This window comes from Halalkalibacter lacteus, assembly GCF_036663595.1.
In the GTDB taxonomy this organism is placed as follows: domain Bacteria; phylum Bacillota; class Bacilli; order Bacillales; family Bacillaceae_D; genus Halalkalibacter; species Halalkalibacter lacteus.
Window position 1 is genome coordinate 1 of the sequence record NZ_JAWRVL010000094.1, and the last position, 578, is coordinate 578.

At 38.9% G+C, this 578-nt stretch carries 1 protein-coding gene; it reads right to left on the bottom strand.

What is annotated here, in order from left to right:
- A partial coding sequence (locus SAZ04_RS21635) for a DEAD/DEAH box helicase (protein ID WP_332699556.1) occupies positions 1 to 578 on the bottom strand: 578 nt, incomplete at both ends.

The following is a 578-nucleotide window of genomic DNA, read 5'->3' on the forward strand; positions in this document are numbered from 1 at the left end:
TTATAGATTCTCCCTTCTTCATTTTTCGCATAACCAATGGAAAAGAGAATTACATCACGTTCATCCCCTTGGACATTTTCGATATTCTTCACAAAAATACGTTCATCTAAATCCTTGCTCATCACTTGATTATACAGTGCCTGAAACTCTGGATCATCTTGAACTCTTTTATCAATGATATCTAAAATTTTATCTTGTTGTTTGGCGTTGAATGTAATCACACCAAGGGTTTTATTCGGGTCATTAATTAGCAACTGTTTTACTTGCTCGACAACCGCTTGTGCTTCGATTTCATTTGACTGATTGACCCATAGTCCATCGACTTTCTTCCATTGTAGGGCGGGTGGTTCTCGTAACGGTTCAATATTTGGTGCAATTTGTACTTGCCCTTGGTAAAAGGCATGGTTTGAAAAGTTAATTAAATCCTCATACTTGGAACGATAATGCCATTGGAGGATTTTCTCTGGAAAGCGGCGTTTGGCTAGGTTTAATAAACTTTGCGAATCATCGATGTCGTACTCCTCTTCATCTTCGTCGCCAGAAACGGAGCTTTGGAACATACTAAATGGAGGAAGCTG